This window comes from Streptomyces sp. NPDC031274 (genome assembly GCF_055570235.1).
Genome location: NZ_JBVIHP010000027.1, coordinates 24399 through 48858, shown reverse-complemented (window position 1 = coordinate 48858; position 24460 = coordinate 24399). Strand labels below are relative to the sequence as shown.

The 24460-nt window shown below is 69.0% G+C and carries 23 protein-coding genes; 14 read left to right on the top strand and 9 right to left on the bottom strand.

Translation table 11 applies throughout. From position 1 onward, the window contains the following. Window positions 1-25 precede the first annotated feature (25 nt). Complete coding sequence (locus ACZ5CR_RS34180; RefSeq protein WP_468864775.1) at window positions 26-1354, bottom strand: LmeA family phospholipid-binding protein; 1329 nt, start codon at window positions 1352-1354, stop codon at window positions 26-28. 97 nt (window positions 1355-1451) lie between these two features. Further along, window positions 1452-3281 carry a bifunctional metallophosphatase/5'-nucleotidase gene (locus tag ACZ5CR_RS34175; RefSeq protein ID WP_468864773.1) on the bottom strand — a complete coding sequence of 610 codons (1830 nt, stop codon included), beginning with the start codon at window positions 3279-3281 and terminating at the stop codon, window positions 1452-1454. Between the two features lie 392 nt (window positions 3282-3673). Here ACZ5CR_RS34175 and mshD point away from each other — a divergent pair, with 392 nt between their 5' ends. Continuing rightward, window positions 3674-4597: a mycothiol synthase gene (gene mshD, locus ACZ5CR_RS34170; protein WP_468864771.1), complete on the top strand. Its 924-nt coding sequence runs from the start codon at window positions 3674-3676 to the stop codon at window positions 4595-4597. A gap of 142 nt (window positions 4598-4739) precedes the next feature. On the opposite strand, the gene ACZ5CR_RS34165 is transcribed toward mshD, so the two are convergent. Beyond that, the gene (locus ACZ5CR_RS34165) at window positions 4740-5312 is read right to left on the bottom strand and encodes an LppU/SCO3897 family protein (protein WP_468864769.1); all 573 of its coding nucleotides are present in this window, start codon (window positions 5310-5312) and stop codon (window positions 4740-4742) included. Window positions 5313-5456: 144 nt separating this feature from the next. Here ACZ5CR_RS34165 and ACZ5CR_RS34160 point away from each other — a divergent pair, with 144 nt between their 5' ends. The 10 genes from ACZ5CR_RS34160 (at window position 5457) to pstB (ending at window position 16185) form a co-directional block, all read left to right on the top strand. Beyond that, window positions 5457-5882 carry a GntR family transcriptional regulator gene (locus ACZ5CR_RS34160; RefSeq protein WP_468864767.1) on the top strand — a complete coding sequence of 142 codons (426 nt, stop codon included), beginning with the start codon at window positions 5457-5459 and terminating at the stop codon, window positions 5880-5882. Then, window positions 5879-6778 carry an ABC transporter ATP-binding protein gene (locus ACZ5CR_RS34155; RefSeq protein WP_468864765.1) on the top strand — a complete coding sequence of 300 codons (900 nt, stop codon included), beginning with the start codon at window positions 5879-5881 and terminating at the stop codon, window positions 6776-6778. The genes ACZ5CR_RS34160 and ACZ5CR_RS34155 overlap by 4 nt, the downstream gene beginning before the upstream one ends. After that, window positions 6775-7794, top strand: coding sequence for a hypothetical protein (locus tag ACZ5CR_RS34150; RefSeq protein ID WP_468864763.1), 1020 nt, complete (start codon window positions 6775-6777; stop codon window positions 7792-7794). Before ACZ5CR_RS34155 ends, ACZ5CR_RS34150 begins: the two co-directional genes overlap by 4 nt. A gap of 108 nt (window positions 7795-7902) precedes the next feature. Then, window positions 7903-10308 (top strand): RNA degradosome polyphosphate kinase, encoded by a 2406-nt coding sequence (locus ACZ5CR_RS34145; protein WP_468864761.1) that lies wholly within the window; start codon window positions 7903-7905, stop codon window positions 10306-10308. Beyond that, on the top strand, window positions 10289-11374 hold the full coding sequence (locus tag ACZ5CR_RS34140; RefSeq protein ID WP_468864759.1) for a CHAD domain-containing protein: 1086 nt from the start codon (window positions 10289-10291) through the stop codon (window positions 11372-11374). Before ACZ5CR_RS34145 ends, ACZ5CR_RS34140 begins: the two co-directional genes overlap by 20 nt. Continuing rightward, a complete protein-coding gene (locus ACZ5CR_RS34135; RefSeq protein WP_468864757.1) occupies window positions 11371-11799 on the top strand; it encodes an NUDIX hydrolase in 429 nt (142 codons plus the stop codon). The genes ACZ5CR_RS34140 and ACZ5CR_RS34135 overlap by 4 nt, the downstream gene beginning before the upstream one ends. A gap of 237 nt (window positions 11800-12036) precedes the next feature. Continuing rightward, complete coding sequence (pstS, locus tag ACZ5CR_RS34130; protein WP_468864755.1) at window positions 12037-13167, top strand: phosphate ABC transporter substrate-binding protein PstS; 1131 nt, start codon at window positions 12037-12039, stop codon at window positions 13165-13167. A gap of 117 nt (window positions 13168-13284) precedes the next feature. Then, window positions 13285-14313, top strand: coding sequence for a phosphate ABC transporter permease subunit PstC (gene pstC / locus ACZ5CR_RS34125; RefSeq protein WP_468864753.1), 1029 nt, complete (start codon window positions 13285-13287; stop codon window positions 14311-14313). Further along, the gene (pstA, locus tag ACZ5CR_RS34120) at window positions 14310-15359 is read left to right on the top strand and encodes a phosphate ABC transporter permease PstA (RefSeq protein WP_468864751.1); all 1050 of its coding nucleotides are present in this window, start codon (window positions 14310-14312) and stop codon (window positions 15357-15359) included. The genes pstC and pstA overlap by 4 nt, the downstream gene beginning before the upstream one ends. A 49-nt stretch (window positions 15360-15408) precedes the next feature. Continuing rightward, entirely contained in the window at window positions 15409-16185 is a 777-nt protein-coding gene (gene pstB / locus ACZ5CR_RS34115) for a phosphate ABC transporter ATP-binding protein PstB (protein WP_389915774.1), read from the top strand. A gap of 153 nt (window positions 16186-16338) precedes the next feature. On the opposite strand, the gene ACZ5CR_RS34110 is transcribed toward pstB, so the two are convergent. Continuing rightward, window positions 16339-17337 (bottom strand): inorganic phosphate transporter, encoded by a 999-nt coding sequence (locus tag ACZ5CR_RS34110; protein ID WP_468864748.1) that lies wholly within the window; start codon window positions 17335-17337, stop codon window positions 16339-16341. 9 nt (window positions 17338-17346) lie between these two features. Further along, entirely contained in the window at window positions 17347-17967 is a 621-nt protein-coding gene (locus ACZ5CR_RS34105) for a DUF47 domain-containing protein (RefSeq protein WP_389915768.1), read from the bottom strand. Window positions 17968-18199: 232 nt separating this feature from the next. On the opposite strand from ACZ5CR_RS34105, the gene ACZ5CR_RS34100 reads away from it, so the two are divergent. Further along, on the top strand, window positions 18200-18571 hold the full coding sequence (locus ACZ5CR_RS34100) for a metal-sensitive transcriptional regulator (RefSeq protein WP_468864746.1): 372 nt from the start codon (window positions 18200-18202) through the stop codon (window positions 18569-18571). Window positions 18572-18729: 158 nt separating this feature from the next. Here ACZ5CR_RS34100 and ACZ5CR_RS34095 read toward each other — a convergent pair whose 3' ends face one another. Further along, on the bottom strand, window positions 18730-18915 hold the full coding sequence (locus tag ACZ5CR_RS34095) for a hypothetical protein (protein ID WP_468864743.1): 186 nt from the start codon (window positions 18913-18915) through the stop codon (window positions 18730-18732). Window positions 18916-19067: 152 nt separating this feature from the next. Continuing rightward, window positions 19068-19886: an SCO4651 family lipoprotein gene (locus ACZ5CR_RS34090; RefSeq protein WP_468864741.1), complete on the bottom strand. Its 819-nt coding sequence runs from the start codon at window positions 19884-19886 to the stop codon at window positions 19068-19070. Between the two features lie 120 nt (window positions 19887-20006). Between ACZ5CR_RS34090 and ACZ5CR_RS34085 the strand changes: the two genes are divergently transcribed. Both ACZ5CR_RS34085 and ACZ5CR_RS34080 read left to right on the top strand, forming a co-directional pair. Further along, window positions 20007-20162, top strand: a complete 156-nt coding sequence (locus ACZ5CR_RS34085; protein ID WP_468864738.1) for a hypothetical protein — start codon at window positions 20007-20009, stop codon at window positions 20160-20162. 122 nt (window positions 20163-20284) lie between these two features. Then, window positions 20285-21871: an FAD-binding oxidoreductase gene (locus ACZ5CR_RS34080; protein WP_468864736.1), complete on the top strand. Its 1587-nt coding sequence runs from the start codon at window positions 20285-20287 to the stop codon at window positions 21869-21871. 477 nt (window positions 21872-22348) lie between these two features. Here the strand turns inward: ACZ5CR_RS34080 and ACZ5CR_RS34075 are convergent, their stop codons facing one another. Together ACZ5CR_RS34075 and ACZ5CR_RS34070 are read right to left on the bottom strand one after the other, a co-directional pair. After that, on the bottom strand, window positions 22349-23053 hold the full coding sequence (locus tag ACZ5CR_RS34075) for a phosphatase PAP2 family protein (protein WP_468864734.1): 705 nt from the start codon (window positions 23051-23053) through the stop codon (window positions 22349-22351). A gap of 359 nt (window positions 23054-23412) precedes the next feature. Then, window positions 23413-24423, bottom strand: a complete 1011-nt coding sequence (locus ACZ5CR_RS34070; protein ID WP_468864731.1) for a bifunctional lytic transglycosylase/C40 family peptidase — start codon at window positions 24421-24423, stop codon at window positions 23413-23415. Window positions 24424-24460 lie beyond the last annotated feature (37 nt).

The window sequence follows — 24460 nt, the reverse complement described above, 5'->3', positions numbered from 1 at the left end:
TACTTGCCGATGCTCAGCCCGGCCCCTACTTGCCGATGCTCAGCCCGGTCCCCGTGAGCCGCACCCTGATTCCGTCCTTCTCCACGTTCACGTCCTTCAGCCACACGTGGCCGTCCCCGGGCAGCTTCGGCAGCTGGAAGGCGAGCGTCAGGCGGTCGGCGAGCGCGGGCCGGGTGAGCTGGGCGAGGCCCTTCAGGAGCGCCGGGTCCAGGCCCAGCTTCTTCAGGAGCTCGGGGTGGCCCATCGCGACGTCGATGAGGTTGAGGCCCATCACGTCGTTGATGAAGCGCGGTGAGCCGACGAGGTCGTGCAGCTTGGTGTCGCTCTTGAGGGCGCCGCTGACCACCGAATCCGATACGCCGAGCCGCTGGACGATCGACGGCACGGAGAGCAGCGCCTTCGCCTTGGCGGTCTCATCGGCGAGGCGGTCCGCGGACTTCTTGCTGAGGTGCAGGCCCTCGGAGTCGCGGGTGCCGGGCCGGTAGGTCGCCAGGTCGCCGAGCTGCAGGCTCATCCTGCCGATGTCGGTGGAGATGCCGCGGTCGCCGTTGCGCTCGATGCGGGCGTCGGCGCGCAGCTTCAGGTCGTGGCCCGCGACGGGCAGCGTGCCGCGCGCGAGCACCTGGTCGCGGCCGTGGCCGCTGAAGGTGACCTGCGACGCGCCCAGTTCGCGGTTCAGGTCGTCGAAGGAGAGCATCACCTCGCCGTTCATCTCCTGGATGAGGGCGCCCTTGATGTCGGTGGGGCCGTCGCCGGTGATCTTCACGTTCGTCCCGGTGGCGGAGACCTGGGCGAGCGAGATCCGGTCGGCCGCGACGTCAGGGACGGTGACCTTGACCTTGTCCACGCGCTTGTCGAGCACCTGGGTCAGGAAGGGGAAGCCCTCGATCTCGACCTCGGGCGCCGCGCTCAGGTGCATCGAGTCCTTGAGCTTGTCCGCGGCCTCGTGCTCGGCGTAGAGCAGGGCCCAGCGGTCGCCGAGCGCGAGGAAGGCGGCGAGCACGACGAGGGCGACGACGGCCTTCGCCGCGAGCGGGAGCCCGGCGAACCGGGTGCGGCGGCGGCCGCGACCGCGGCCCCGACCCCGGCCGCCTCGGCGGTGGTTCGGAGGCTGCCACGGGGCGTCCGACTTGCCGGCCTCGTCCTCGTCGTCCGCCTCGTGGAGGAATCGCTCCAGCGGGTTCGGGTTCGGGGTCGCGAGGGCGCCGAGCTCGTCGTACGGATTGAGCGGAGCGGTGGTCTCTACCGCCTCGGGGGCTGCTTCGGGGCGAACCGATTCGGCATGCCAACCATCAGGCGGATAAGCCTGGTCGTGATCGGGCGGAAGCGTGGCTATGCGGTGGGGGGAACGCATCAGCTGAGTTCACCATACGTTCACACCCCACCCCAAGCCTCACGCCCAGTAACGACCGATTTCGGCCACTTACTGAGTGCGACTGTTAACGCCTCATTCACTTCACGACGGTGATCCTGTCCGCCTCGGGCGGGGCGATCGGCTTGTCCGCCGAGGAGTTGGCGGTCAGGTAGTCGTTGAACGCCTTCAGGTCATCGCTGCCGACCAGCGGCTTCACGCCCTTGCCCAGCTCGGCGAAGCCGTCGCCGCCGCCCGCGAGGAACGAGTTCATCGCCACACGGTAGGTGGTGGCCGGATCTATCGCCTTGCCGCCCAGCTTGATCGAGTCCGTCACGACGCGGTCGGCGCCGGACTTCGTCATGTCCAGCGTGTACGTCAGACCGTCCGAGACCTGAAGGATCTTCGGGGATGCCTCGTTCGACCCGCTCACCTGCTGCTTGAGGCCGGTGATCAGCTGCGCGCCGGTCAGGTCGACGAGATTGACCGTGTTGCTGAACGGCTGCACGGTGAAGCCCTCGCCGTACGTCACGACGCCGTCGCCCTCACTCCCGCTCGCCTTGTGGACGAGGTCGGAGCGGATGCCGCCCGGATTCATGAGCGCCAGATCCGTCTCCGGGTCGAGCGACTTGCCGTGCGCGAGCTGCGCGTCCGCGATCAGGTCGCCGAGCGGTGCCTCCTTCGTGGTGGCGCCGCGGCCCGGGATGTCGCCGGAGATGAAGCCGACGGACTGGTTGGCCACCGGGGCCGCCAGCTTGTCCCAGCGGGAGATCAGCGAGGTCATGTCGGGGGCCTTCGCCTGCTCCCGACTGACGACGTGGTTCGCGGACTTCACGCTCGTACGGACGATGTCCTTCGTCCTGCGGTCGTACGTGAGCGTCGTGTCCGTGTAGAGCTTCCCGAAGGAGGAGGCGGACGTGACCATGCGGGGCTTGCCCGACGGGTCGGGGATCGTGCAGACGTACGCGTTGTGCGTGTGCCCGGTGACCAGGGCGTCGACCTTGGGTGTGATGCCCTTGGCGATGGTGGTGATGGGGCCCGAGATGCCGTCGCCCGCGCCCGGGGAGTCACAGTTGTAGTTGTAGGTCTGCGACGCGGGGACGCCGCCCTCGTGGAGGAGCGTGACGATCGACTTCACGCCCTGCTTGTCGAGGATCTTGGCGTACTTGTTGACCGTCTCGATCTCGTCGTGGAACTTGAGCCCCTTGACGCCGTCGGCGGAGACGATGTCCGGCGTGCCCTCCAGCGTCACGCCGATGAAGCCGACCTTGACGCCCTTGTGCTTCCAGACCCAGTACGGCTTGAGGATGGGCTTGCCGGACTTCTCGTCGGTCACGTTGGCCGCGAGGTAGGGGTAGTCGGCCCCCTTGAACTTCTTGCCCTTCTCGAAGCAGCCGTCCTTGGGGTGACAGCCGCCCTTCTGCATGCGGGCCAGCTCCTTGGCCCCCTCGTCGAACTCGTGGTTGCCGACGCTGGTGACGTCGAGGTCGAGCTTGTTCATCGCCTCGACGGTCGGCTCGTCGTGGAAGAGACCCGACAGGAGCGGGCTCGCGCCGATGAGGTCGCCCGCCGCCGCCGTGACGCTGTAGGGGTTGCCCTTGCGGGCCGTACGAAGAGACGTGGCGAGGTACTCGGCACCGCCCGCGTCGATCTTCTTCTCGGTCCCGTCCGCCTGCTTCTCCGTCACCTGGCCCGACGACCCCGCGGGCGGCTGGAGATTGCCGTGGAAGTCGTTGAAGGACAGCAGCTGCACGTCGACGGTGCGCTTCTTGCCCGCCGCTTCCGCCCCGCCCGACGCTCCCGCGTGGTCCTGTCCGGCGCTCGCGGGCAGTGCGGCGGCCAGCGCGCCGAGCGTGGCGAGACTGGCCGCGGCGGCGAGCACGCGGGCGGCTCGGCGTCTGGGCCGACGTGGCTGAGGAGTGGCTGGCACGTGTCCCCCTGGAGGGTATAGAGCGGCTGAGGGTGTGAAACTCCCGCGCAGCCTAAAGTCAACGCGCGTAGCGCGACAGGGGGTTACGGGTTACGAGGTGGTTGCCGTCGCGGGCACTTCGGATATTTGGGGCGCTCGGGAGGCTCGGGACGCTCGGGATGGTGCGCAGGACAGGAGTGACGGCGTACGGGGGGGGAGAGGGCGGCCGGGGGCGGGGGCGGCCGAGGGCGACCGGGGGCGAGGACGGCCGGGGTGGGGGCGGCCGAGGACAACCGGGAGCGAGGGCGGCCGGGGCGGTGACAGACGCGCGTACGCCGTCGTGCACTCCCCCGCAAGCCGTGAGTACGTCCGTGATCTGCTCCCCGACCGGCCGCCGCCGTACCCTCGACTCCATGACTGACGAGCAGCAGCCTCCCGCCACCCTGCGGCAGATCGACACGGTCGCCGCCCTCACCTCCGACCAGGCCGACGCCGTGCTCGGCCTCATCGCGGAAGCGGCCCGCACGGACGGCCAGCAGGCCGTGTCCGAGCAGGGGCGGCTGCAGCTGCGGGGAGGCGCGCGGGCGGGGGTGCGGCACCTGCTGCTCGGCGTCGGCGACGACCTCGTCGGGTACGCGCAGCTGGAGGACACCGACCCCATCGAGGCCCCCGCCGCCGAGCTCGTCGTGCACCCCTCGTACCGCGGGCGCGGGCACGGCCGGGCCCTAGGCACCGCTCTGCTCGCCGAGTCCGGCCGGCGGCTGCGGATCTGGGCGCACGGCGGCCACTCGGCGGCGCGGCACCTCGCGCAGGTGCTCGGGCTCACCCTCTTCCGCGAACTGCGGCAGATGCGGCGGCCGTTGGCGGGCCTCGACCTGCCCGAGCCGGTGCTTCCCGCAGGCGTCTCCGTACGCGCCTTCGTGCCCGGCCAGGACGACGCGGCCTGGCTCGCGGTGAACGCCGACGCCTTCGCCCACCACCCCGAGCAGGGCTCTCTCACCCAGCGCGACCTGGACGACCGCAAGGCCGAGCCGTGGTTCGACCCGGCGGGCTTCTTCCTGGCCGAGAAGGACGGCGAACTCGTCGGCTTCCACTGGACCAAGGTGCACGCGGACGAGGGCCTCGGCGAGGTGTACGTCCTCGGGGTGCGGTCCGGCGCGCAGGGCGGCGGCCTCGGCAAGGCGCTGACGACCATCGGCCTGAACCACCTGGCGGGGGCGGGGCTGCCGACGGCGATGCTGTACGTGGACGCGGACAACAAGGCGGCGGTGAGCGTCTACGAACGGCTCGGGTTCGTCACGCACGAGACGGATCTGATGTACCGGACCGAGTCCTGAGCGATGCGGGAGTAGCAGGCAGCAGGAAGGGGGGGGGGGGGGGGGGGGGGGGCGCCCCCCCCCCCCCCCCCCCGCCGCCCCCCCCCCCCCCCCCCCCCCCCCCCCCCCCCCCCTTCCTGCGTCTTCGGCCTCTCGCCCACTTCTACTTCGGCTCGACCGGCTTCAGGCACATGCTGTACTGCACCCGGCCGCGCCGGGTCTGCTCATAGCGGGACTCCCCCGGCTCGCACTCGGTCTCGTGCTTGCTCGTCACCTTGTACTCGGCCGTCGTGCCGGAGCAGTCGACGACCTCCATGTCCGGGCTGCCGCCTGATCCCTTGTTCTGTACGCAGTCGCCGACCTCCGCGGCCGTGGGCGCCTTGGCGGCCTCGCTGCCGGGACCCGTGGTGTTGCCGCGGCTCGAATACCACCAGACGCCCGCGATGACTCCGGCGATGAGCAGGACCACCACCTTCATCAGGGGTGACTGCCGGTTGAAGGAGCTGCCGCCACCGCCGCGCGGGCGCTGGGGCTGCTGGGGTGGGTGGGGTTGTTGGGGCTGCTGCGGTGCGAACTGCTGCTGGCCATACTGGGGCGGCGGCCCCTGGTACGGCGGCTGCCCCTGGTACTGCGGCGGCTGGCCCTGATACGGCTGCTGCCCCTGATACGGCTGCTGAGGCTGCTGGCCGTACGGCTGCTGAGGCTGCTGATAGCCGCCCTGAGGCGGCGGTGGCATGGACAAGATAAGTCCCCCGACTTTCCATACATGTTCACGTCAATGCTGAGCGGCAGACAGTACAAGGCCGCCTCCCCCTTGACGGAACGCACCCCCTTGCACCACCCTTTCACTACTCAATTAGTGAAAGGGTGGTGCAAGGGCATGGTCGAGTTCCGTATCGACCGGCGCAGCGGCGTCGCCACCTACCTCCAGATCGTCCAGCAGACCCGACAGGCCCTGCGCCTGGGCCTGCTGGAGCCGGGCGACAAGCTGCCCACGGCCCGTGAGGTCGTCGAGGCGACGGCCATCAACCCGAACACGGTCCTGAAGGCCTACCGCGAGCTGGAACGCGAAGGCCTGGTCGAGGCCCGCCGGGGGCTCGGCACCTTCGTGCGGAAGTCGCTGGGCTCCACGCCCACCGACTCCCCCCTGCGCGGCGAGCTGAGCCAGTGGGCCGCCCGCGCCCGCGCCTCCGGTCTGGAGAGGGACGACGTCGCGGCGCTGTTCAGCGCCGTACTAGAAGAGCAGTTCACGCAGTCAGAGCAGACGCAGCCAGCGCAGCACGTGACCAAGGGGGACCACGCATGACCGACACCGCCATCGAGGCGGCCGCGCTTGCCAAGAGTTACGGGCGGCGGGGCCATGCCCTGCGCGACTGTTCCTTCCGGCTGCCCGCCGGAAGGATCTGCGCGGTCGTCGGACCCAACGGCGCGGGCAAGTCGACGCTCCTCGCCCTAGCGGCCGGACTGATGCGGCCCACCGGGGGCGCGCTCACCGTGCTCGGCACCGACCCGGCCACCGCGCGTCCGCGCCTCGCGTACGTCGCCCAGGACAAGCCGCTCTACCCGCAGCTCAGCATCGACGGCACCCTGCGGCTCGGCGCCGAGCTGAACCCCGGGCGCTGGGATGCCGCCATCGCCGAACGGGTCGTACAGGAAGGGGAGTTGGACCCGAAGTCCCGCATCCGCAGCCTCTCCGGCGGTCAGCGCACCCGCGTCGCGCTCGCCCTCGCTCTCGGCAAGCGGGCCGAACTCCTTCTCCTGGACGAACCGATGGCCGATCTCGACCCGCTCGCCCGGCATCAGCTGATGGGGACGCTGATGGCCGAGGCCGCCGAGCACGGCACCACCGTGGTGATGTCCTCGCACATCGTCAGCGAACTGGCCGACGCCTGCGACCACTTGCTCCTTGTCTCCGGTGGCCGAGTCCGGCTCGGCGGCGGCATCGACGACCTCGTCGGCGCGCACGCCTTGGTCACCGGGCGCCGCCCCGTGGAGGACCTCGCCCTGCACACCGTCGTCGAATCCCGCGCCACGGGGCGCGGGCTGACCGCTCTGATCCGCCCGGAGGGCCCGGTCGGCGAAGGCTGGGACGTCGAAGAGCCGTCCCTGGAGGAACTGTTGCTGGCCCACCTGCGCTCCCCCGAAGCACCCGCGATGCTGACGCCGAGCACGACCGTGACCGAGCCGGCGGTGACCACGTGACCGCGACTACGACCGCACCCACCCGGGCCCAGGGCCGCCGGACCGCCCTCACCCTGCCCGGCCCGTACCGCGCCATGCTGCGTCAGCACCGCAACGCCCTGTGGATCACGCTCGGGCTGCTCGTGCTCGGCATCGCGGCGCTGATCGTCGCCCGTCTGGTGGCCGGGCAGGCGGCAGACACCTTCACGGCGACCGGCTGCACCATCGCGAACACCACACCCGACTGCTACGACACGGTCCGCGAGTACGTCGACACCGAGATGCAGTTCCACCGCAACATCGACTACGCGGGCATCGCCGTACTCGCGCTGCCCTGCCTGATCGGCCTGTTCGTGGCGGGCCCGCTGATCGCACGGGACATGGAGACCGGCACCTACAAGCTGGCCTGGACGCAGTCCGTCTCGCCCGTGCGCTGGCTCGCCGTACGGCTCTCCTCGTACGCCGCCCTGGTGGTCGTCGGCGTGACGCTGCTCGCCGTCGTCCAGCGCTGGGCCTGGAGCACCGGGCCGAAGATCAATTACTCCCAGGCCGGCTGGTACGAGCGGGCGATCTACGGATCCGTGGGCCCGGTCGCTCTCGCGTACGCCCTGCTCGGCCTCGCCGTGGGCGCGCTCGCGGGGGTGGTGCTGCGGCGCACGCTGCTCGCGATGGGCGCCACGCTGGCCGTCACACTGGGCGCGGTCCTCGCGCTGCCGCTGCTCCGGTCCCACCTGTGGGCAACGGAGACGGTCACCTTGCCGGGCATGTACGGGGCGGGTCCGGCCACATCCAGCTATCTGGTGGAGCAGGGCATGCTCACCGCCGACGGGAGCAGAGTCGACACGTCCGTGTGCTTGAACGGGGTGGGTGACTTCAAGCAGTGCCTCGAAAGGCACCACATCACCGCCTGGTACAACGACTTCCACCCCTCGTCCCACTTCTGGCCTCTCCAGCTCGTGGAGACGGGCATCGTCCTCGCCCTCACCGCAGCAGCCGCCTACGCCGCGTTCCGCGTGCTCAAGCGCCACGCCGCCTGACATCACGCACGGCCCCCGGACATGTAGACGTCCGGGGGCCTCCCGCACATGTCCCGCACGTCATGTCGCCGTAACCAGCGATTCAGACTGGCTTGCGACCCTCACTCAATGCAGCCCGCCGTGCCCGACCCTCCGCCCATGAACGGGAAGCTCTTCCTCACCCCGGCGCTTTCCGACGCGCCTATCGGAGTCCCCGCGCGGAAGAATGGGGCCATGAGCCAGCCCAGCACGCAAGGTCAGTCCCACCCGTCGCCCACCACCGGCCATGACGGAGACCCTTCGAGCCACGGCACCATCACACACGCCCAGCCCTCCGTGGGCTCCATCGCCGCTCACCGCCCGCACACGCTGTCGGCCGCCGTGTCCGACCTCGACCCCGACATCGACGCGGATCTCGACGCGTACGACGAGGACGGCCAGATAGGACACGACGGCCAGGAGCTTCCGCAGGGCCGGTTCCTGGACCGGGAGCGCAGTTGGCTGGCCTTCAACGAGCGCGTTCTGGAGCTCGCCGAGGACCCGAACACCCCGCTACTCGAACGGGCTAATTTCCTGGCGATCTTCGCCTCGAACCTGGACGAGTTCTTCATGGTCCGGGTGGCAGGCCTCAAGCGGCGCATCGCGACCGGCGTCGCCACCCGTTCGGCCTCGGGCCTGCAGCCCCGTGAGGTCCTCGATCTGATCTGGAACCGCTCCCGCGAGCTCATGGCCCGGCACGCCGCCTGCTACCAGGAAGACGTCGCCCCCGGCCTCGCCGACGAGGGCATCCACCTGGTCCGCTGGAACGAGCTGACCGAGAGGGAGCAGTCCCGCCTCTTCACGCTCTTCCGGCAGCAGATCTTCCCCGTCCTGACCCCTCTCGCGGTCGACCCCGCGCACCCCTTCCCGTACATCTCGGGCCTCTCGCTCAACCTCGCCGTGGTCGTGCGCAACCCGGTGTCAGGACACACCCACTTCGCCCGCGTGAAGGTCCCGCCCCTCCTCTCCCGCTTCCTTGAGGCCTCCCCCCAGCGGTACGTCCCCATCGAGGACGTCATAGCGGCTCCCGCGCACCTCGCGGAGCTGTTCCCTGGCATGGAGATCCAGGAGCACCACATGTTCCGGCTCACCCGGAACGAGGACCTAGAGGTCGAGGAGGACGACGCCGAGAACCTCCTCAAGGCCCTGGAGAAGGAGCTCATGCGGCGCCGCTTCGGGCCTCCGGTGCGCCTTGAGGTCGAGGAGTCCATCGACCGGAACGTCCTCGACCTGCTCGTGCGCGAGCTGAAGATCAGCGAGGCCGAGATCTATCCGCTGCCGGGCCCGCTCGACCTGACCGGGCTCTTCGGCATCGCGGCCCTCGACCGGCCCGAGCTGAAGTACCCGAAGTTCATCGCGGGCACGCACCGCGACCTCGCCGAGGTGGAGTCGGCTTCCGCGCCCGACATCTTCGCCGCCCTGCGCGAGCGCGACGTACTCCTGCATCACCCGTACGACTCGTTCTCCACGTCCGTGCAGGCCTTCCTGGAGCAGGCGGCGGCCGACCCGAACGTCCTGGCGATCAAGCAGACGCTGTACCGGACGTCGGGCGACTCCCCGATAGTGGACGCGCTGATCGACGCCGCCGAGTCGGGCAAGCAGGTGCTCGTCCTTGTCGAGATCAAGGCGCGCTTCGACGAGCAGGCGAACATCAAGTGGGCGCGCAAGCTGGAGGAGGCGGGCTGCCATGTCGTCTACGGCCTCGTCGGCCTGAAGACGCACTGCAAGCTGTCGCTCGTCGTCCGCCAGGAGGGCGACACCCTGGTCCGCTACTCGCACGTGGGTACGGGCAACTACCACCCCAAGACGGCCAGGCTCTACGAGGACCTGGGGCTGCTCACCGCCAAGCAGGAGGTGGGCGCCGACCTGTCCGACCTCTTCAACCGGCTCTCCGGCTACTCGCGCCGCGAGACCTACCGCCGTCTCCTGGTCGCCCCCAAGTCCCTTCGTGACGGGCTCATTTCACGCATCGACAAGGAAATCCAGCACCACCGCGCGGGCCGCCCCTCCTACGTGCGCATCAAGTGCAACTCGATGGTCGACGAGGCCGTCGTGGACGCGCTCTACCGCGCCTCGCAGGCGGGTGTGCCGGTGGACGTGTGGGTGCGCGGGATCTGCGCGGTGCGGCCGGGTGTCGCGGGGCTCTCGGAGACGATCCGGGTCCGTTCCGTGCTCGGCCGCTTCCTGGAGCACTCCCGCGTCTTCGCCTTCGGCAACGCGGGCGAGCCCGAGGTGTGGATCGGCAGCGCCGACATGATGCACCGCAACCTCGACCGACGTATCGAAGCACTGGTGAGGGTCACCGACCCGGCACACCGGTCGACGCTGAACCGGCTCCTGGAGACCGGCATGTCGGACACCACCGCCTCCTGGCACCTGGGCGCGGACGGCAACTGGACCCGGCACGCGCTGGATCCGGAGGGCCAGCCCCTGCGGAACGTACAGGAGACGCTCATTGACGCCCGGAGGCGCCGGCGTGGCACAGCTAAACCGTGAGACGACGACAGGCGACGTCCTGTCGGCCTATCTGCAGGGCCAGGCCACGGAGTTCCTGCGCTCGCTGCGGCTGCACCGCGAGTCGACGACGGACGCGCAGGGCGCGGAGGGGTCCCTGGAGGCGGCCAGGGCCCTGCGCCGCGCGGCCCGCCGCATCGGCGGCACCCTGCACACGTTCCGCCCGCTCCTCGACCAGGAGTGGGCGTCCGGGCTGCGGCCCGAACTGGGCTGGCTCTCCGGCACATTGGCCCACGAACACGCGTACGCGGCCCGCCTGGAGCGGCTGCTTGACGCGCTGCACCGCTTGTCGGGCACGCCGACGGTTCCGGCGCCCACGGATCGCGTCGAGGTGGCTCCCGCCGTGGGCAGGCGTTCGGCGAGGCGGAACGGGTGGGCACAGCCCACAACGCAGGGTGCGGGGGAACAGGGCGGCGCTCCAAGAGGCCTGACGGTGGGCGCGGCCAAAGCAGCGGCGCTGCTGGAGCGCCAGCTGACCCTGGCCCGCACGCGGGCCCACTCCGCCGCCCTCCAGGCCTTCGGCTCCTCCCGCTTCCACGCGGTCGCGGACAACGTGGCCGTACTGGCAAGCGAGGTCCCGCTCGTCCGGGCGAAGGAGGACCTGAAGCCACTGGCGGCAAGGGCCGAGGGCGACCTCGCGGAGGCGATCGCCGCGCTCCCCCTGGGCCAGGCGGGCCACCCGTACAACGCGGAAGCCCTGACGCACGGCCTCGCCGCCGAGGCCGACGCCGCACCCGAGGCCCAGGACGCTCCCTGGCTGAAGACCCGCGCCCTCCTGCGCCTGCACAGATACGCCCAGGAGGTCCTCACCGGCAGCCCCGGCGACGACCTCCGCCTCGTGGAAGCGGGCCACGCCCTCGACCGCCACCGCGAGGCGGCGGACGCCGCGTCGGCAGCGGCGTCGGCCGCCCGCACCCCGCGCATCGCCCCGGCGACGGCGTACGCACTCGGCGTCCTGCACGCCGACCAGCGTCATGAGGTGGAAGCGGCCCGTTTCGCGTTCCACCAGGCCTGGCTCCGCGAGACGGAAACGGTGAGTACTCCATGACGAACGGCGACGGAGACGGAGATGTCGTACGGGCCGCGGGCTGCGTCCTGTGGCGCCGCTCCCCGCACGACGGCGAGCTGGAGATCTGCCTGGTCCACAGGCCGAAGTACGACGACTGGTCGCACCCCAAAGGCAAGCTGAAGCGAGCCGAGACGCCGCTCGACGGCGCCCTGCGCGAGGTCGAGGAGGAGACAGGCCACCGCTGCACCCCCGGCACCCGCCTCCCCACGGTCCGCTATATCGCCCAAGGTCGCCCCAAAGAGGTCAGTTACTGGGCGGCGGAGGTGGCCGACGGTCACTTCTCACCCAACAACGAGGTCGACCGCATCCTCTGGCTCTCGCCGACAGCGGCCCGCAACCGCCTCACCCAACGCCGTGACCAGCAGCTTGTCGACGCCCTTCTCGGCGTCCTCAACCCGGCGTAAATGATCCGCTACGTTCCGTAGCACATTGCCTAACCAGGCCGACCGCCGAGGTTCACCCTCCGTTCACTCATGCCCATCGGCCGCTTCACCTGCCCTGCCTAATTTCAGCCTTACAACACAACGTAAGACCGCAGAACCTCAGCACGACCTCAGCACGGCAGGACCGCAGCACCGCACGACGAAGACCTCGCACGCCGCCAGCAAAGGGCCGGCGGCTCCCGGAAGGAAGACCCGAAAGTGAAGCTTCAGCGCAAGAACCGGCTCCGCGCCCTCTCCCTCGGCGCCATCGCCGTCTCCGGCGCCCTGGCCCTCACGGCGTGCGGCTCCGACGACACGAGCGGCGGCAGCGGCGGCACCGGCGAGAAGACGACCGCCAACGCCAACATCAAGTGTGATGACGCCAAGGGCCAGCTCGCGGCCTCCGGTTCGTCCGCGCAGAAGAACGCGATCGACGCCTGGCGGAAGGTCTACTCGACCACCTGCAAGGACGTTCAGCTGAACTACAACCCGACGGGTTCCGGCGCCGGCATCACCGCGTTCATGCAGGGCCAGACCGCCTTCGCGGGCTCCGACTCGGCGCTGAAGCCCGAGGAGATCGCGGCGTCGAAGAAGGTCTGCAAGGACAGCCAGGCCATCGACCTGCCGATGGTCGGCGGCCCGATCGCCGTCGGCTACAACGTGCCCGGTGTGGACAACCTCGTCCTGGACGCCGAAACCCTCGCGAAGATCTTCGACGACAAGATCAAGACCTGGGACGACAAGGCGATCGAGAAGCTGAACCCCGACGCCAAGCTGCCCAGCACCAAGATCCAGGCGTTCCACCGCTCGGACGAGTCCGGCACCACGGACAACTTCACCAAGTACCTCAAGGGCGCGGCCCCGTCCGCCTGGTCGCACGAGCCCGGCAAGTCCTGGGAGGCCAAGGGCGGCCAGTCCGCCAACGGCTCCTCCGGTGTCGCGGGCCAGGTCAAGCAGACCGAGGGCGCCATCTCCTACTTCGAGCTCTCCTACGCCGCCGACGGCATCAACACGGTCGACCTGAAGACCGAAGCCAAGCAGCCGGTGAAGGCCACCGTCGACAACGCCTCCAAGGCGATCTCCGAGGCCAAGGTCGTCGGCAAGGGCAACGACCTCGCCCTCGAACTGAACTACAAGCCCACCGCCGAGGGCGCCTACCCGATCACCCTGGTGACGTACGAGGTCCTCTGCGAGAAGGGCAACAAGGCCGAGTCCCTGGCCGCGACCAAGTCCTTCCTGACCTACATCGCCAGCGAGGACGGCCAGAACGTCCTCAAGGAGAACGACTACGCGCCGATCCCGGCCGAGATCATCTCCAAGGTCCGCAAGACCGTCGCGGGCCTGAGCTAGCTGAACCGCGTGCGGCCGGCCCCGTGAGTCAGGGCCGGCCGCACCGTCCGGTGCACCGCCGCCAGGAGCAACACCCGCTGAAGAAGCGGTGATCGGCTCCGCAGACCGGAGAATCCTATGGATATACCAAGCAGTACGACCGCACCCCCACCCCCCCGACGCGACGACGTACAGCCGTCGGGCATCACACCCAAGCGTCCGCGCCGCAGCGCCACCCGCCCCGGCGACCGGATCTTCCTCGGTCTCTCGCGCGGCTCCGGTATCGCGCTGCTCGTGATCATGGCCGCCATCGCGGCCTTCCTGACCTACCGCGCGAGCCTCGCCCTCTCGGACAACACGGGCAACTTCCTCACCACCTTCGAGTGGGACCCGGCCGGTGGCACCACCGGCGGCAAGCCGTACTTCGGCATCGCGGTCCTGGTCTTCGGCACCGTGGTGAGCTCGGTGATCGCCCTCGTGATCGCCGTCCCCGTGGCCATCGGCATCGCGCTGTTCATCTCGCACTACGCGCCGCGCAAGCTGGCGACCCCCATCGCCTTCGTGATCGACCTCCTGGCCGCCGTGCCGTCGATCGTCTACGGCCTCTGGGGCGCCCTCGTGGTCGCACCCAATCTGACCGGCCTCTACAGCTGGCTCGACGACTACTTCGGCTGGACCGGCGTCTTCGAGTACCAGGGCGGCGCCCCGCGCTCCCTGATGACGGTGGGCATCCTGCTCGCCATCATGATCCTGCCGATCATCACGAACGTCAGCCGCGAGGTCTTCCTCCAGGTCCCGAAGATGCACGAGGAGGCCGCGCTCGCGCTCGGCGCCACGCGCTGGGAGACCATCCGCATGTCGGTGCTCCCCTTCGCCCGCTCCGGCGTCATCTCCGCCTCGATGCTGGGCCTGGGCCGCGCGCTCGGCGAGACCATCGCCGTCGCCACCGTGCTCTCCCCGACCTTCCTCATCAGCGCGTCCGTGCTCGACCCCGGCGGCGGCACCTTCGCGCAGAACATCGCGAGCAAGTTCAACGAGGCCACCGAGTACGGCCGTGACGCGCTCATCGCATCCGGCCTGGTCCTCTTCATCATCACGCTGCTGGTCAACGGCGCGGCCCGCATGATCATCGCGCGCCGCAAGGAGTACTCGGGGGCCAACGCATGAGCGCCACCATCGTCAAGCCCACGAGCCTTCAGGGCGCACGGCTCCCGCGCTGGACACCGGCCGTCGTCGCACTCGGCTCCGCCGCCGTCGGCATCGGCATCGGAGTGGGCGCGGGCCTGAACAGCCACATCCAGTGGGGCCTCATCGCGGCCATCCTCTTCGTCGTCGTCTCGTACGCCGCCGCGGTCGCCGTCGAAGGCGGACGCCAGGCCAAGGACCGCCTCGCCACCTCGATGGTGTGGGTCACGTTCCTGCTGGCCGTCGTCCCGCTGGCCTCGCTGATCTACGAGACCGTCGAGCGCGGCTCGACCGTCTTCAACGGCTACTTCCTGACGCACTCCATGGGCGTGGTCGCGGACGACGAGCCCGGCGGCGGCATCTACCACGCGATCATCGGCAGCCTGGAGCAGGTGCTCCTGGCCTCCGTCATCGCCGTGCCGATCGGCCTGCTCACCGCGATCTACCTCGTCGAGTACGGGCGCGGGAAGCTCTCCAAGGTCGTCACGTTCTTCGTGGACGTCATGACCGGCATCCCGTCGATCGTCGCGGGCCTGTTCGTCCTCAGCTTCTGGATCCTGATCCTGGGCTTCGACTTCTCCGGCTGGGCCGGCGCCATGGCGCTCGCCATCCTGATGATGCCGGTGATCGTGCGCTCCACCGAGGAGATGCTCAAGCTCGTCCCGAACGAGCTGCGGGAGGCGTCACTCGCCCTCGGCATCCCGAAGTGGCGGACCATCCTCAAGGTGGTCCTGCCCACCGCGATCGGCGGCATCACGACCGGCGTCATGCTCGCGGTCGCCCGTATCGCGGGCGAGACCGCACCGGTCCTGCTCCTGGTCTGGGTCAACCCCATGATCAACACGAACCCGTTCGAAGGCTCGCAGGCCTCGCTGCCGCTGTACATCTACCAGCAGTACGCGGCGGGCAACCAGGCCGGTTACGACCGCGCCTGGGCGGCTGCCCTCGCCCTCATCGGCTTCATCATGATCCTCAACCTGGCGGCCCGCGGCGTAGCCCGCTGGAAGGCCCCCAAGACGGGCCGCTGACCGCGGCCATCAGCGACCCTCTCGTACCCCTTCGAAAGCAGTGATCCCCATGGCCAAGCGAATCGACGTATCGGGCCTGACCGCGTACTACAGCTCCCACAAGGCCATCGAGGACATCTCGATGACCGTGGAGCCCCGCTCCGTGACGGCCTTCATCGGCCCCTCCGGCTGCGGCAAGTCCACCTTCCTGCGCACCCTCAACCGCATGCACGAGGTCACCACGGGTGGCCGCGTCGAGGGCAAGGTGCTCCTGGACGACGAGGACCTCTACGGTCCCGGCGTCGACCCGGTCGCCGTGCGCCGCACGATCGGCATGGTGTTCCAGCGCCCCAACCCGTTCCCGACGATGTCGATCTTCGACAACGTGGCGGCGGGCCTGCGGCTCAACGGCTCGTACAAGAAGAGCGAGCTGAACGCGATCGTCGAGAAGTCCCTCAAGGGCGCCAACCTCTGGAACGAGGTCAAGGACCGCCTGAACAAGCCCGGCTCCGGCCTCTCCGGCGGCCAGCAGCAGCGTCTGTGCATCGCGCGGGCCATCGCGGTCGAGCCCCAGGTGCTCCTGATGGACGAGCCCTGCTCGGCCCTGGACCCGATCTCGACGCTCGCCATCGAGGACCTGATAGGCGAGCTGAAGGAGCGCTTCACGATCGTCATCGTGACGCACAACATGCAGCAGGCGGCGCGCGTCTCGGACCGTACGGCGTTCTTCAACCTCTCGGCGGTCGGCCAGCCCGGCAAGCTCGTCGAGATCGACGACACGGAGCGGATCTTCTCCAACCCGTCCGTGCAGGCGACCGAGGACTACATCTCGGGCCGCTTCGGCTAGGCCGTACCCCCTGCCCCGGCTCTCCGGACTCCTTGCGGTGCTGCATGGCGGTGCCACCGCGAGGGCAACAAAGAAAGGCCCGCCCCCTGGCTCCCGGGGGGCGGGCCTTTCCGTGTGCTTTTACCGCCGACTGCTTTTACCGTCGGCTACTCGCTAGAGGAACGCGAAGTTCACGATCCAGAAACTCACCGCGGCCACGATGGCAGCCGCGGGCATCGTGATGAACCACCCGAGGATGATGTTCTTGGCGACACCCCAGCGCACGGCGTTCACACGCTTGGTGGCGCCCACACCCATGATCGCGGAAGTGATCACGTGGGTGGTGGAGATCGGCGCGTGGAACATGAACGCGGTGGTGAACATGATGCCCGCGCCGGTGGTCTCGGCGGCGAACCCCTGCGGCGGGTCCAGCTCGATGATCTTGCGGCCGAGCGTACGCATGATGCGCCAGCCACCCGCGTAGGTGCCGAGCGAGAGCATCAGCGCACAGGAGATCTTGACCCAGATCGGAATCGGCGCGTCGGCACTCTGCACATCGGAGATGACCAGGGCCATCACCACGATGCCCATGGTCTTCTGCGCGTCCTGCAGACCGTGCCCGAGCGCCATACCGGCCGCGGACACCGTCTGCGCGATACGGAAGCCACGCTTGGCCTTGTGCGGGTTGGACTTCCGGAACATCCACATGATCGCGCACATCACCAGATAACCGGCGACAAGGCCGACCACGGGCGAAAGGAACATCGGAATGACGACCTTGTCGAGGACTCCGGACCAGATCACCCCGATTCCACCGGCGAGCGCGGCTCCGACCATTCCACCGAAAAGCGCGTGGGAGGAGGAGGAAGGAAGCCCGAAGTACCAGGTGACGAGGTTCCAGACAATGGCGCCCACCAGGGCGGCAAAGAGGATCCACATTCCCTTGTTGCCTTCGGGCGTCTCGATCAGACCCTTACTGACCGTCTTGGCGACCCCGCTGCCCATGAAGGCGCCCGCGAGGTTCATGACGGCGGCCATCGCGAGTGCCGCACGGGGCGTCAGCGCACGGGTGGAGACGGAAGTGGCGATGGCGTTCGCAGAGTCGTGAAAGCCATTCGTGTACGTAAATCCGAGCGCGACGCCAATGGTCACGATCAAAGCAAAGGTGTCCATGGAGAGGCCTCAGGACTCCTTGACCGCGATGGTCTCCACCGTGTTGGCGACGTGCTCGAACGCGTCGGCCGCCTCTTCAAGCACGTCGACGATCTGCTTGAGCTTCAGCACCTCTATGGCGTCGTACTTGCCGTTGAAGAGCTGGGCGAGGAGCTTGCGGTGAATCTGGTCGGCCTGGTTCTCCAGACGGTTGACCTCGATCCAGAACTCGGTGAGGTTGTCCATCGTCCGCAGATTCGGCATGGCCTCCGCCGTGAGCTCGGCGGCTCGCGACAGGACCTCGATCTGCTGCTCGACTCCCTTGGGGAGTTCCTCGACCTGGTAAAGAACGACCAGGTCGACGGCCTCCTCCATGAAGTCCATGATGTCGTCCAGGCACGACGCGAGCTTGTAGATGTCCTCGCGGTCGAACGGCGTGATGAAGGAGGAGTTCAGCTGGTGGAAGATCGCGTGTGTCGCGTCGTCTCCAGCGTGCTCCGCGGCCCGCATACGCTCTGCGATCTCGGCTCGGGCGGAGGCGTCAGCCCCGAGCAGTTCCATCAGGAGCTTCGAGCCCGTGACAATGTTGTCCGCAGAAGCGGCGAACATGTCGTAGAAGCTCGTCTCCCTGGGGGTCAGACGAAAGCGCACGTGGGGTCCTCGGGGTGCTTTGGATTCGGTCAGGCTGATGCTAGGCGCATCATCCGGCCACGGCTAACCGGCCAGACCCCAGTGTCGCCCATCAGGCACAGTGATCAGCACGCCCCCCGAGCAATCGAGTATCCTATACCCACTAGGGGTATAGGAAGCCAGTTCATGCCAGTTCAGCCAGTGGCTTCTCTATGACTGCCCAGCAGAGTGACTGTCCAAGCAGGAGGACTCGATGACGACCACCGATGCGGCCGGTGTGGCCATGAACACCGACGCGCCCTCCGTGCCCGGCGGCCACGAGCAGGGCGGCCACGACCAGGGTGTCCACGGCTACCACAAGCAGAAGGACGAGCACCTCAAACGGCTGCGGCGCATCGAGGGGCAGGTCCGTGGCCTGCAGCGGATGGTCGAGGAAGACGTCTACTGCATCGACATACTCACCCAGGTCTCGGCGGGCACCAAGGCCCTCCAGTCCTTCGCCCTCCAACTCCTGGAGGAGCACCTGCGCCACTGCGTGGCGGACGCTGCGGTCAAGGGCGGCGACGAGATCGACGCGAAGGTCGAGGAAGCGACGAAGGCGATCGCGCGCATGATGCGCACCTGAGCCCGCGCCGCGCGCCTGGTCTTGAACTGCGTACCTGAGCCTGCGCCGCACACCTGGCCTTGAAGCGAAATAAAGCCAAATGAAGTGAAGTGAAGCGAAGGGACGCGGCAGGGCCCGGGCCACTCCCCCACCCCGGCGGACCGAGGCTCGCTCCGGGACTAGTCCCGGTTATCGCCCAGCTGCCCCACATCGGTGGAGACTTTCAGGACCTCGTCAATGCGGTCGGCACTCAGCCGATCCTCACCGGCGGCGGACGCCGCGATGATGAGTTCACCGCACAGCTCGATCTCGGCAAGGGCAACGTGGTCCTGAACGGTCGCACCGCGCACCAGAGCCACGTTCATCACCTCTTCCTGACCTTGCTTCCTGCCGGTACCGACTTCCTAGAGTAGGGAGCGGCCTACGCACCGCGCATGGCACGGACGGACCATTTCCGCCACCGGAGCGACTAGCCGGGTCGACTACGGGCCGACTACGGACCGACGGGCCGGGTCCCCTACTTCTCCGCGATCTTCCCCGCGAAGATGTCCTCGCTCGCGGGCAGCCGCACGTCCACCCGCACCCCGAAGTCGAAGAGCAGCGTGGTCGACGCCACCGCGGCGTTCGCGACACTGAACTGCTGCCGCAGCTTCCGCAGCCGCCCCTCCTCGTCGACGTACGCGTCGAACGGCACATGGCCCTTGCTGAACCCTTTCGCCGCGGCCCTCAGAGCCGGCCGCTGCCCCTCGGAAGCGGACTTCGCGGCGCTCGGCAGGTCCGCGACCCCGCGGTAGTGCCGCACCTTCACGCCCGCCACCGTCGTCTCCCCGACATACGACGCCTTATGCACGCCCCGCAGCAGCTCCGCGGCGGCGAGCGGATCGGTGGCCCCGCCCGTGACCAGGTTGCCGTCCGAGAGCGTCGCCGTGTCGATCCGCACCCACTTGTCCGCGGGCACCCCGGCGCCGCGGTTCTTCATGTAGAGCGCGCCGCTCGCCATCAACTCGGTGATGGGGCGGTGCTCGACCTCCCCGGCGGGATCTTTCGGCAGAACGACCACGAACCGCCCCACCTGCCGCCTGAAGTCGTACGATCCCTGCCCACGGATGGTCACACGGGTACCCCCGCTGGCCATCTCCATGGACGTACGCGCCTTGGAAGTCCCCGAGCGGACAAGGGCGTCGGCGGATTCCCGCACCACGTCGAGGGCGTCGGCGGAGGCACGCCCGTCGTCAGCGGCGGCGCCACCTCCCGAGCATCCCGTGGCGACGGCCATGAGACTCACCGCCGCGGCCGTGAGGACCGCTCCGCCCGTGCGCCTGCGCTGCTGACCCATCGCCCGAACTACCCCCAAGCCTTCCCGCGAGGTCTGTAGCCCCCTGTCGTTCCGTGTAACGACCGGTACGTTGACCCGTCACGCGCGAGGGCGTTCACCCGGCGTGGGTACGGTGGAGACGTGGCCGAGGAGCAACAGGACGAACCGCACCGCACGACGACGGTCGAGCAAGGCCGCTTCTGCGCGGCCAGGTGCAGCTGCGGCTGGCGTGGCCCGGCCCGCAGAGCACGCAGCAAGGCCCGGACGGACGCGGACTCCCACCTGTCGGGCGCGTAGCCTCCCCGGCCGCTTCCCGGCCTCTCCCCGGCCGCTTCCCGCCAACTCCCCTCCCTGCTCACCGGAACCCATGGGCCCCGTACGCCGTCTCGTACTCCGTGGGAAGCAACGGGAGGCGAGTCATGGAACGACGTACGTTCATCAGCACCACGGCGGCGGCGACGGCGGCTACGGCCTTCGCGGCAGCGGGTTGCAGCAGCTCCGGCGGGGGCAGCGGCGGCGGTGACGCCACCTCCCGCAGCGCGGGCGGCTCGCGCTCCGGCACTCCCCTGCGCACGTCGAGCGCCGCCGCGTCCGCCGCGTCGAACCTCACCGCCCTCGCCAAGGACCTGGACGGCTCCCTGGTCAAGCCGGGCGAGTCACAGTGGGCGGCGGCCCGGCAGCTCTACAACACCCGCTACGACAACCTGAAGCCGACGGCGGTCGCTTACGTCGCGAACCCCGACGACATCCGTACGACCCTGGCCTACGCCCGCGCGCACGACGTCCCGGTCTCCATACGCAACGGCGGCCACTCCTACGGGGGTTGGTCGTCCGGCACGGGCCGCCTGATAGTCGACGTGTCGAAGCTGAACAAGACACGCGCCAGTGGTTCGACGGCCACGGTCGGCGCGGGCGCGAAGCTGATCGACGTGTACCGCGCGCTCGCCGCGAAGGGCGTGACGATCCCGGCGGGCTCCTGCCCGACGGTCGGCATCTCGGGCCTGACGCTGGGCGGCGGCCACGGGGTGGTGTCCCGGGCGTACGGCCTGACCTGCGACAGCCTGACGTCGGCGACGCTCATCACGGCGGACGGCAAGCAGCTGACGGCGAGCAAGAGCGAGAACAAGGACCTCTTCTGGGCGCTGCGCGGCGCGGGGAACGGGAACTTCGGCGTGGTGACGGAGCTGGGCTTCCGCACGCACGCGGCCCCGCAGGGCGTCTCGGCGTACATGACCTGGCCCTGGTCGAAGGCGGCGGCGGTCATCAAGGCGTGGCAGGCGTGGGGCCCCGACCAGCCGGACGAGATCTGGTCGTCCGCGCACCTGGCGAACACGCCGGGCGGTACGCCCACGGTGTCCATCGCGTGCTTCTCCCTCGGCACGTACGGCGAACTCCAGAACGCGGTGGACCGCCTGGCCGACAAGATCGGCGCCCCGGCGCGCAGCGTCTCCCTCAAACGGCGCTCGTACGAGGAGTCGATGGAGGTCTACGCGGGCTGCTCGTCCTTCGCGTCGGACGCCCAGTGCCACCTGCCGGGCGCGACGCCGGGACGGAGCACGCAGGGTGCGCTGAACCGCGAGACGTACGCGGCGAGTTCGGACTTCTTCGACCGCTCCCTCTCGGCGGCGGGCATCCGCGCGCTCCTCTCCCAGGTGGAGAACGTGACGGGCGCGAGCGGGGGCAGCATCGCGCTGACCGCGCTCGGCGGCGCGATCAACCGGGTCGACCCGACGGCCACGGCCTTCGTCCACCGCCGCTCGCGGATGCTGGCACAGTACATCGCCTCCTGGCGCCCGGGCACCTCCGGCAAGCCGGCCCAGGCCTGGCTCAAAACCGCCCACGGGGCAATGGCCCGATACGCGTCGGGCGCGGCGTACCAGAACTACGCGGACCCGACCCTGAGCAACTGGCGCAAGGCCTATTACGGTTCGGCGGCGGCCCGCCTGAAGACCCTGAAGAAGCAGTACGACCCGAACCGCTTCTTCGACTTCCCCCAGGCGCTGTGACTGACTGCCGGAGCCTTGAACGCCGGACGGGCTGGATTTCCAGCCCGTCCGGCGTTTGAGGACCTCTTGTTCGGGGTCTGGGGCGGAGCCCCAGGTAGGCCCGGGGCGCAGGCACGGTTTTCGGGAAGGGGCGGGGTGGGGGAAAGAGAAGGCCTGTACCCCGTACGGCCGTCCCCGCAACCCGAACAGCGCACCCGACACGCCCTCAGGTGGCCCACTCCCCGGGACCCCGCTGCTCTGGATGCATGACCCCGCGAATAGCCAAGGCCGCAGCAGCCACAGCCGCCCTCCTGGCCCTGGCAGCCCCCGCAGCCCAAGCCGCCACCACGGACCCCGCCCACCCGGCCGCAGGCCCCCTCACAGCCGCCTCCGCAGGAGTGACCGCGGCAGCGGCCGGCACGGGCTGGTGGCTACTGAAGCGCCGCCGAGCGGAGGCGGAGGGGGAAGCGGAGGCGGACGCAGCCACGGGGAGGGCCGCTACGCCGCAAGATCCCGCTCATCCGGGCCGGAGGCCGACGCGGAGGGCTGCGGAAACTCCGCCACAGCCTCGCCCCGAGGCTTCGACCACACCAGCCAGCCACCCCGCCCAGTCCGCCCAACGGCCTTCGCCACAGGCGTGAGCAGAGCCATGGCCAGCGGCGAGAGGAGCAACACGACAGCCGTTCCGAGCGCGAATCCACCGACGACGTCCGTCGGATAGTGCACGCCCATAAAGACCCGGCAGAAGCCTTCGAGCAGGGCGAGAGCTATGCCGACAAGGCCGAACTTCCGGTTGGCGACGAAAAGCCCGACGCCAAGAGCCATCGCGAGCGTCGCGTGATCGCTCACGAAGGAGAAGTCGGTCTTTCCGTGCACAAGGAGATCGAGGCCGTCATGGTCCTTGAAAGGACGACGACGCTCGACAAATCCGCGGATCGGCACATTCACCAGGACGGCGATCCCGGCCGCCAACGGCGCCCAGACAACAGCGGCGACAGAGGAGGCGGCGTCATCGAGCGCCCCGCGCTTTCTCTGCCCCCACCAACACCAGACGACGAGCAGGACAAGCGCGAGCAACAGCCCGTACTCACCGACGAATGCCACGGACTTTGCCAGCCAGTCCGGCGAATCCTCAGCCAGGCCGTTGATGTCGTAGAGCAGGCTGACGTCGGGGTTCGACCCGGTTGTGTCGAGTCCAGCCATGGTGCTGCGGCCCCTTGTCTCCTCGCGTCGGACGCACCTTGCCGTGCGCCCTTCCATCAACCCCCGTGGTCAGTGCTGCTTGCCGCGTGATCAATGCCGCTCGCTACTACTGGGTGGTCGCGCCCCTACACAGTCAAGGGAACGCGTGGTCCCCCGCACTACGTTCCACTCTCTACCGAATGATCACGCAGACGTTATCGAAGAGAGACACATCGTCGCAGCTCAGAGAAGTGTACTGACAGAGAGTTCAAGCCACATCACGCCCTGCACACACCCACACGAGGCCCCCATTTCGGAACCTTTCAGGGACCGTCAGCCCCTCAGCCCGCCGCCCCTCAGCTCCTCCGCCCCTCTATCCCTCAGGCGGCTGACGGCTTGTCGGGCACGGCATTCGCGCCGTCCTCGGTGACGCGGGTCGCGCCGAAGTAATCCGGCGTGTCGATCGGGTCGAACCGGATCACCGCACCGGCCCGCGGGGCGTTAATCATGTAGCCCCCGCCGACGTAGATCCCGACGTGCCGGATGGCGCGGGAATTGGTGAGGTCGTCCGAGAAGAACACCAGGTCGCCCGGGAGCAGTTCGTCCCGTTTCGGATGTGGTCCGACGTTGTACTGGTCGTTCGCGACGCGCGGCAGATCGATATCCACGCTGCGATAGGCGGCGAGCGTAAGGCCGGAACAGTCGAACCGTCCGCCTTGCTCGGCGGTTCCATTGCCGCCCCACAGATACAGGGTGCCGAGCTTCTTCTGCGCGTAGTAGATGGCTCCCGCCGCCTGCTGCGAGGGCTGAACCCTGCTGGTGGGCCGGGCGAAGCTCTTCTCCAGGTCCGTGATGGTCTTCACGTAATTCTGGGTCTCGCTGTAAGGCGGTACACCGCCGTACTTGATGACGGCGTACGCCCCCGCGTTGTACGCGGCGAGCATGTTCTTCGTCGGGCTTCCCGGGGCGTCCTTCACATAGCTGGCGAGTTTGCAGTCGTACGAAGCGGCGGACGGGATGGCGTCCTCCGGATCCCAGACGTCTCGATCACCGTCGCCGTTGCCGTCGACCCCGTGCGTGGCCCAGGTCCCCGGGATGAATTGCGCTATCCCCTGAGCCTTGGCCGGGCTCTTGGCGTTCGGGTTGAACCCGCTCTCCTGGTACAGCTGCGCGGCGAGCAGGGCGGGATTGATGGCCTTGCAGAGGTTGCCCCACTTCTGCACGAGGGGCTGATAGCTACTGGGGACAGCGCCCTTGGCGAGCGACACGCTCCCGCCCCCGCCGCCGCCTTCCATGCTCCCGGCGGCCATGTACGTCCCCACGACGAGCAGGGCGATGAAGCTCATCGCCCCACTGGCGCCGACGGCCGCGACCAGCCACGTCTTACGCACCGTCAACCACCCCTCACCCCACGGGAGTCCACCGCGC

Coding starts and splice junctions, on each gene's coding strand:
- ACZ5CR_RS34180 (WP_468864775.1), bottom strand. CDS start 1,354: ATGCGTTCCCCCCACCGCATAGCCACGCTTCCGCCCGATCACGACCAG.
- mshD (WP_468864771.1), top strand. CDS start 3,674: ATGACTGACGAGCAGCAGCCTCCCGCCACCCTGCGGCAGATCGACACG.
- ACZ5CR_RS34165 (WP_468864769.1), bottom strand. CDS start 5,312: ATGCCACCGCCGCCTCAGGGCGGCTATCAGCAGCCTCAGCAGCCGTAC.
- ACZ5CR_RS34160 (WP_468864767.1), top strand. CDS start 5,457: ATGGTCGAGTTCCGTATCGACCGGCGCAGCGGCGTCGCCACCTACCTC.
- ACZ5CR_RS34155 (WP_468864765.1), top strand. CDS start 5,879: ATGACCGACACCGCCATCGAGGCGGCCGCGCTTGCCAAGAGTTACGGG.
- ACZ5CR_RS34145 (WP_468864761.1), top strand. CDS start 7,903: ATGCAGCCCGCCGTGCCCGACCCTCCGCCCATGAACGGGAAGCTCTTC.
- ACZ5CR_RS34135 (WP_468864757.1), top strand. CDS start 11,371: ATGACGAACGGCGACGGAGACGGAGATGTCGTACGGGCCGCGGGCTGC.
- pstC (WP_468864753.1), top strand. CDS start 13,285: ATGGATATACCAAGCAGTACGACCGCACCCCCACCCCCCCGACGCGAC.
- pstA (WP_468864751.1), top strand. CDS start 14,310: ATGAGCGCCACCATCGTCAAGCCCACGAGCCTTCAGGGCGCACGGCTC.
- pstB (WP_389915774.1), top strand. CDS start 15,409: ATGGCCAAGCGAATCGACGTATCGGGCCTGACCGCGTACTACAGCTCC.
- ACZ5CR_RS34110 (WP_468864748.1), bottom strand. CDS start 17,337: ATGGACACCTTTGCTTTGATCGTGACCATTGGCGTCGCGCTCGGATTT.
- ACZ5CR_RS34100 (WP_468864746.1), top strand. CDS start 18,200: ATGACGACCACCGATGCGGCCGGTGTGGCCATGAACACCGACGCGCCC.
- ACZ5CR_RS34095 (WP_468864743.1), bottom strand. CDS start 18,915: ATGAACGTGGCTCTGGTGCGCGGTGCGACCGTTCAGGACCACGTTGCC.
- ACZ5CR_RS34090 (WP_468864741.1), bottom strand. CDS start 19,886: ATGGGTCAGCAGCGCAGGCGCACGGGCGGAGCGGTCCTCACGGCCGCG.
- ACZ5CR_RS34080 (WP_468864736.1), top strand. CDS start 20,285: ATGGAACGACGTACGTTCATCAGCACCACGGCGGCGGCGACGGCGGCT.
- ACZ5CR_RS34075 (WP_468864734.1), bottom strand. CDS start 23,053: ATGGCTGGACTCGACACAACCGGGTCGAACCCCGACGTCAGCCTGCTC.